Annotated in this window: 5 protein-coding genes; 1 reads left to right on the top strand and 4 read right to left on the bottom strand. The window is 48.2% G+C overall.

What is annotated here, in order from left to right:
- The first annotated feature begins 49 nt into the window (after nucleotides 1-49).
- On the top strand, nucleotides 50-685 hold the full coding sequence (locus AB7U36_RS14050) for a hypothetical protein (RefSeq protein ID WP_428160371.1): 636 nt from the start codon (nucleotides 50-52) through the stop codon (nucleotides 683-685).
- Between the two features lie 5 nt (nucleotides 686-690).
- On the opposite strand, the gene AB7U36_RS14055 is transcribed toward AB7U36_RS14050, so the two are convergent.
- The 4 genes from AB7U36_RS14055 to AB7U36_RS14070 form a co-directional block, all read right to left on the bottom strand.
- A complete protein-coding gene (locus AB7U36_RS14055; protein ID WP_428160372.1) occupies nucleotides 691-2,643 on the bottom strand; it encodes a flagellar hook-associated protein 3 in 1,953 nt (650 codons plus the stop codon).
- Nucleotides 2,644-2,704: 61 nt separating this feature from the next.
- Nucleotides 2,705-6,862, bottom strand: coding sequence for a flagellar hook-associated protein FlgK (gene flgK / locus AB7U36_RS14060; RefSeq protein WP_428160373.1), 4,158 nt, complete (start codon nucleotides 6,860-6,862; stop codon nucleotides 2,705-2,707).
- Entirely contained in the window at nucleotides 6,859-7,332 is a 474-nt protein-coding gene (locus AB7U36_RS14065) for a hypothetical protein (RefSeq protein WP_428160374.1), read from the bottom strand. Before AB7U36_RS14065 ends, flgK begins: the two co-directional genes overlap by 4 nt.
- Before the next feature lie 20 nt (nucleotides 7,333-7,352).
- The coding region (locus tag AB7U36_RS14070) for a flagellar hook-basal body complex protein (RefSeq protein ID WP_428160375.1) at nucleotides 7,353-7,955 on the bottom strand (603 nt) is incomplete at its 5' end.

Consider the following 7,955-nt stretch of genomic DNA (forward strand, 5'->3'; position numbering starts at 1 on the left):
CAAAGTGGTCACGCCCATGCTCAAATCAAAATTGTAACGGGAGAAGCAAATGAAGAAATCACCCTCATTTTTCAAAGGCATTATGTCCGTTTTTATCCTTGCCGGATTGATCTTTGCACATACAGCGGCCTTTGCAAACACCCCTGAAACCCTTGCAGTCCTTTCCTTTAACATCAATGCCGACAAGAATCTGGACTATATTAAAAAAGGCATTTCAACCATGCTCTATTCCAGGCTCACCTGCCCTGAAAAAGTCGTTGTTGTGCCGCCCAAGAAGATGGCAGCCCTTGAAGCTGAATTAAAAAAATTTTCCGGCAGCGACCTGGTCCATGAAACTGCACGGAGAACCGGATCCAGATATGTGCTTTACGGCACCATCACCAGCCTTGCAGGTACTTTCAGCATTGACGCCAAGGTGTTTGACACCACTGAAAAACAGTACATGGCTTTTTTTGAGCAATCCAAGAACAGTGACGACCTGATACAAAAGGTGGACTGTATTGCCGCAGCCATTAATCACAAGGTGTTCGACCGCACAACCGTCACCTGGGAACAGATGGAACAGGAAAAGCAGAAAAATATCAATAAGCTGAAAAATCAGAATCCAGAGACCCTTATGCAGATGCCGGCCGGGTGGCAGCGCGAAGAAAAGGTTGGCTGGAAAGTCTGGAAATATCTGTTCTAAAGCGATTACATGTAATCCATCAAACTTCCTAGGCCCATAACAGAGGAGGTAGAACTTAAAGCCGCTTCATAAATGGTCTGGGTAGATTTAAGCACCATAATGGCTTCCACGGCATCTGCATCCCGGACCGTGGAGCGCTGGGTGGTCAGCGTCAAATCCGATTTTGAGATGGTGACTTCGGCTGTGGTGGTGGCGTTATAAGTTGTTCCTATGGAAGAGATGGCAGAGGTAATGCTCTCATAATGATTTTCCAGCCGGGTCATGGCCCTCTGGATGCCGTCCACGTCGTCATTTTCCAAAGCCTCTTTCAGATCAAAAACAGTATCCCAGATACTCCAGGAGGCGGCGGCACCTTCCACAGGACCGGATGAGACATCTTTGTCACTAAACCCAAGATCAGATGCCGCACTGGAATCGGTATGGGTGCCGGATGAGAAAAGCAATTCAAAGGATTCAAGCTGGCGTCCGGTATCAACATCTTCGCTGATAGTAAAAGTTTTTCTGTCTTTATCATATTCAACCGAGTAGTTCACCCGGTTGCCGTTTTTCGCAGAAGCGGTTTCAAGTGCCTCTTCCACGGCCTTGGCATAGGATTCAGAATTCGCGTAACTACCGGCTTTTATAGTAGCTGTCAACTGTACGCTGGTATCTTTGTCCTCTGTGGTTTCGATGAAATCAATGGTGTCATTTTTTCCTGCCACCACCGTAACAGCCCCAGCCACTGGCGTATCGCTGGATACGGGTGAAAGCGTCACGGTTTCCGAATCAAATCCAAGATCCGTCAGGATGCTTGCGTTTTCATACCCTTCCACAATGTCAAAGGAGATGGTGGTGCCCTGTTCCGGGGGTTCATTCAGATCAATGACAATATCAGACTCCCCGTCATCATCCACATCTATTTCTATGGTATCGCCGCTGGCCTCAATTTTAGCAGCGAGTCCGTATCCGGGGTCATTGGTGACCTCCCAGGTACCGTCTTCGGTGTAGGTCAAAGTTAAGGGTTCCGAGCCATCCTCCGGTGTGTATTTGGTTAGGGCTGAGTCGTTTATAATTTTAATTTCAACGTCATCAAAATCCTGGCTCGTGGAGTCAAAGTTGGCGACTCTGACGGTTTCGGTATCAATGTTCTCAAAGGTCACAGTGGTGGTGGTATCACCGCCGTTTGTACCAATGGAAAAAGTATTGGTATCGTCATCATATTCCACCTTATAAACAACACCGTATCCGTATTCTTCAGACGCTTCATTCAATGTATCTTCCACAACGGCGGCAAGTTCTTCTTTGTTGTAGGTACCGCTGGTAATTGTCGCCTCAATCGTGAGAATATTATCTTTTCCGGCACCGGAATCTTCGGTAAAAATGATCTGGTTATTAGTGGTATCCACAATGATTTCATCTTCATAAAACAAATCACTGCCGCAACAGTCCAAAGATATCGTGGTGTTCTCGGAAATACTGATGTTTACGGCATCACTGCTGCCGTTGTAATTTACACTGGTGGGGTTGTCATCATCGTTATAGGTGAAAGGCGTTGTCCTGTTATCGTCACCGCCAAATACATATCCGCCATAGGCTTCTGTATTGGCAAGGTCCAGAAGACTGTCGAGGTAAACCTGCATGCTCTCTGCAGCGTTGGAGCGCTCCTGGTAAGAAGCCGACGCATTGGCCAGGGACGAACATAAAAGCTTCATCTCAGACAACTGATCTGCCATGGAATCAAGGGCCGTTTCAGATGTGGTGAGCATGTTCTGGGCCTGATCAACATTCACCTGATACTGGTCCAACGCTGCCAGGGTTGAATTGATGGTCAGCACCTGCTTCATACCGGACGGATCATCGGATGCGGAATTGATTTTCAGGTTGTTGGTTACGACTTCATTAGCCTTGTTTAAATCCGAGGTGAGCCGTCCAAGCTGGTACGTTGCCTGTTTGTATATGCTTATGGTTGCTACTCTCATGGCAGATCTCCTATAGGACCGGTGTTGTTAATTGGCATCAAAAGATTAAACCTTTTAAAAATCAACGCGTTGCTAACAAGGCGTCAAACATTTCCTGCACCGTTTGCAGCAACTGGGCCGCTGCAAGATAAGCCTGCTGCTGGGCTGTCAGGTTAATCATTTCTTCATCCAGGGACACTGCTGATATTGAATCCCGCTGCGCCGTAAGCTGGTACACCAGGGCTTCGGAATAGCTCAAAGCGGAATTAATGCCGGATGCTGTGGACCCGATGGAAGAGACCATGGATGCCTGGTAATCATCCAGCGTGGTGGAGGTTACCGAGACAGTCACGCCCTTTCCCCGGGTATACGTATAGTCTTTTATGTCCAGAGTATCGTAACGGGTGCCGGCCATGGCATTGGCATTGGTGTTGTCGCTGGATGCAAGCGCTCCTGTTGCCTTATCCATGATGCCCGAAGCCAGCAGGTCGCCGTCGGACACCACATCATTTACACCGATGGTTGACGTACCCGTACCGGTAAAAAAGGTATTTACCCCAAGGGCTGCGGCAAGTCCGCTGTCCCCGTTTTCATCTCCTGCAAAGGCATAGGACAGATCATCCGCATCCCTGGATTCCATATCCATGCGGATATATCCGTCACCTGAAACAGACTGGTCAAAGGTAATTTCAATATCCCCTATACCGTCCCCGTCCAGATCAATCTGAAATCCGTCATCATCACCGCCATCAGGAATAATGGCAAAGGTGCCGCCTGTGGGATCGTTAGCAACGCGCCAGGTGCCGTTCTTACGCTCAAATTCAAGGCCCTGGGCCTCGATTTCAAGGGTGCTGTAGTTTAATACCGTGATTTCAAAATTTTTTTCGTCAATGTTGTTGCTGCCTGAACAGGTAACGTTTTCAATGGCGCAATAGTCATCATTGGTATTAAATTCAATGGTATTGTCCTTGGTGACCGAAGCGGTCACACCGCCTGCGCTTCGGTTAAACTCGTCGGCAAAGGAATCAAGGGTCCAGTGCCAGTCCGAAAGGGTCTGTATGGTATTTCCATCGGCATCGGCCACGGCTTTACCATTATCATCCGTGGTGACATAAAAAACATCGCCTTTCACAAGGGTGCCGCTGTCAAAGGTCAGGGTCATGCCGTCCACTTTCACCGAAATCTGGGTGTTTTTTTTCTCATTGCCTTCCAGTTCAATGGTGCCTGAACCGGTTTCGGACTTCCATTCGATCACAATCACATCTTTGTTATCCGGCAGGGTGCCGCCGGAAATAACAGTAAACTCATAAGTATCATCGACACTTGCAGCTTTTCCTGTAACTGATGCGTCAAGAATATCGGCCCGGCCGTCGTCATCCGTATTGATCCGAAGCGTATTTCCCGCCACAAGACTGCCTTCGGACAGTTCAAAACTCAGGGTTGTCTTCCCGTCTTCAACGATCTTAACCATACCGGCCTCATCCACTTCAACGTATCCAGACTTGCCAATGGCGTTGCCTCCACTGTCAAAAATTTCCCAGTAAATAGTGGCAGGATCACCAAAAGTAACGGCAGTTGTTGAATTTTTTGTGCCTGAGCCGGAAACCAGGGTATCATTTTCAGGCGATTCACTGCCGGACCCGGTTCCTGTGGATACGCTCAACACCGCATCATCATCCCCATTGTCGCTGAAATTTAAAATCTCAATGGCATCTTTATCATCCTCATCTATTTTCACGATGGAGACTGATGAGCCGTTTTTGACAATCTCATAGCTTTCCGGAGGCAGCGTAGCTGAAAGGGCAGTATATAACTGCTGGGCCTGCTCTTCATCCGTGATGCCTGGCGGCAGGGCAGCCACCGCGTATGAAATAGTGTGGCCGTCCAGTTCAAATTCAATGAGTTCCGTATCATCGAAACCCTCATACCCGCCTTCTCCGCCCAGAGTAATCATACTGGTACCGGAGCCGGACCTTCCGGAAGCGCCGAAAAGCCCGGCAGTGGAAGCCTCATCAGAACGGATTTCCATACCCGGATCCATGACAATGGTCACGGAACCGGTAATTGCTACGGCATCGTTTGCCCCGGAGCTGGTTTCATCCAGAGATTGAGTTTCAGAACCGCTGGAATCCAGGGAAACGTATAGGACATCTCCTGTGGAAACAGTCGGAGTTGCCCCGTCCACGTCTGATCCGTTAAAATGGAACTGTCCACCGGTACCAGCAATATTAATGTATGCATCACTGCTGGTATCTCCGGAACCGTTGGACAGGGACAAACTGGATCCGTCTGTGGTCAAAATGGTCAGTTCACCTGTGCTGTTATCCAAGTCTGCGGTGAGCGTATCGTTATCTGCCAGGGTCGCTGAGATGGCATCGTAAAAGGCCTGGGACACGGCAGCAGAATCTGTGGTATCCACATCCGTCAGATCCACGGCAATGTCTATGGACTGTGATGTTGTCCCGCTGGTGGACAAGGTAAATGTAACAGAATCATCCGTATCAAAATTCTGAAAACTGGAAAGGGTGATGCCGGCATTGTCCACGACATTAAAATCGTATACCCCGATGGTGGCACCCGCCGCACTTTCAATGGAAAGGCCGTCCACAGCCAGATCAGTGTTCTGGTTGGTCTTATTGATGGATTGGGCCGCTGCTTTAAGCGCATCTTCGAACTGTTCTTCAAGGGTGCCTTCGGAAGAGTCTACAGTAAAACTGAAATCCCCAGGCAACCCATCAACATACAGTGTAAATTCAACAATATCCCCGTCATTTGCCGATGAAATGCCGGAAAGATCAAAATAGGCTGAAGTAGAGGACGCATAGGCCTTTATGCCGTCTATACCGGAAAGTTCTTTGGCAATGTCAGCGGCGGACCGGGCCGCACCGGATCCACTGTCTGAAATGTCCAGAGTCTGGGTGTCGGAACCATTGGTAATGGTAAGGGTCTGTTTGGCCAATGACGCATCCAGGGCATCCAAAAAACCTGTTGAACCGTATGACACACCGCCCATAAGTGAACCGCTGGACTGTACCACGGTCTGGTCTCCCAGGGTACCCTCATCAATAATTGTAAACTCATATGTGCTGTTATCTTCTCCTAACCCCAGGATATTTAAGAGTTCAGATGTGGAAATGGCCATATCCACGGTCACGTTCTGGTACCCTGAAGTGGAATTTGACGCATCCCGGATCATCATGGAAAAATCCTTGGTGTAATCAATCTCATCTCCATAAAACAGGCTGGCAAGCGTCCCACTGTCCCCGGCCTGGTAGGTCCCCTCAAGGAGACCTGAAAAATAGGTTTGACCTGCTCCCTGGGAATGCTGATAATTCAGGGTCCAGATCAGGTTTGTGGCCAGTTCGCTGAATTCAGCCTGGGTTTCTGGAATCACCACATCCCTGACCCCAAGCCATCCGGCAATGGAACCACCGGAAATATCATCGGTTATATCAAAATTGTTCCCGGAATTACCGTTCCAGTAAACACTTCCTTGTTTCATGGTTAAATCCCATGAAATTCCGTCTTCCGCCAGCGGCAGGCCGTTGGTGGAGATCAGGTAACTGCCGTCCTCTTTAACTGTGATGTCAAAATCAATGAGTTTTCCAAGATCATCCACCAGGGCGTTTCGTGTATCCTTAAGGTCATTGGCATTTCCGCCTGTACTTTCGGCATTGATGATGGCCACGTTTAACGATGCGATCTGCTCGGAAATAGTGTTGACCTCAGAAACGGCAGAAGAAATTTCACTATTCAGCTCAACGGCCAGATCTGACAGAATCTCTCCAATGGCATTGATGCGTTTTGTTAACGCAACGCCTGCATCATAAACTGCATTTTGTTCGGTTTCACCGGACGGGTTACTGCCAAGATCTTCCCAGGCAGACCAGTAGGCATCCATAAGCGTATTCAGGCTGTCATCACTGTTTTCGGAAAACAGATCTTCAATGGAAGACATATAGAGCTGTGCCTCTTCCAGGGCAGACTGGCTGGATAATTCGGACGTAAGCGCATTTTCAATAACCTGGTTTACGGATCTGGTTACTGAAGAAACCGTAACCCCTGTACCATAAATATTTCCACCCGAGTTCACCGAAGATGTGGTGGAAAAATTTGCAGACTGGATGCTGTAATTCCCATTATCCGCGTTGGAAATATTCTGACCTGTCACGCTGATGGCAGCTTGATAGGCCCTGACGGCATTAGACGCAGTATTTAATATGGAACCTAGGCTGCTCATGGCGCTATCATCTTTCCTTGGTTAATATATCTGGATGCGACAGACATACGGTCCAGCGCAGTTTTAAACAATACACTGTTGCGATGGGCTGCCTTCATCAGGTCCAGGTGTCTTTGTTCAAGATCCTGTGCAAGCGGGTACAACACATCTTCCTGCCGGCGGGTCAACCCCGGAATCATTTTCACCTTGTTGACAAGGGTTCTTGATATGGTGGAAGGCATTTCCCCAACTGCCATCATACCCAGTTGCTCACCCACGGCACGTACAAGATGCTCAAACCGGTTAACGCTGTTTTGTTTTCTCAAAATAAGCTTTTTTAAACTTTTAGAATCATAAGCCATGCCCGCCTCATACTCAGCGTCCAAAATGCGGCTCAATTCCTTAAGCAGAGCCCGCATCCTGATCATTTTCCTTTCAAGAACCGCCACAAAATCGGTTTGTGTTTCTGCTTTAATTAGAGGAAGTATCATGATGCGCCCCTCCTTGCTTGCTAACGTTTCATGCCTATGACCGTAGCCATCATTTCATCCACAGTACTGATGATTTTAGCATTGGCTTCATAGGCAGTCTGCAGTTCAATCATGTTAACAAATTCCTCGGAAATATCCACGTTGGACATTTCAAGGGAATAGGATGACAGGGTGCCAAGCCCGTTTTCCCCGGCCTTATTGGTGATGGCCGCCCCGCTGTCTGTTGTTTCTGCATAAAGATTGCCGCCCATACTTTTAAGGCCGTTTACATTGTTAAAATCTGCCAGAGCAATCTTGAACAAGGCAATGTCCTGGCCATTTGAATAGGTGCCGGTGACCAGGCCACCGGAATCCACCCCAATTCCGGTCAGATCCCCTGATGCATAACCGTCTGCATCCTTATATATAGTGGAAGAAGACTTAGCGTACTGGGTGGAGGATAACGAATCATTAACCCAGTTGTTACCGTTAAATTTTGACCCGATATTGAATGTAATGTCGGTTTCAGTTGCGCCGAACTGGCCGCCGAGAAAATCAGCCGTAAACTGGTAGTATCCTGTATCTTTAGCCTCATCGGTTGTAACCTCACGCCATGAAGTGGACCCTTCAATGTCAATGGTGTT

This window comes from Desulfobacter sp., from assembly GCF_050177295.1.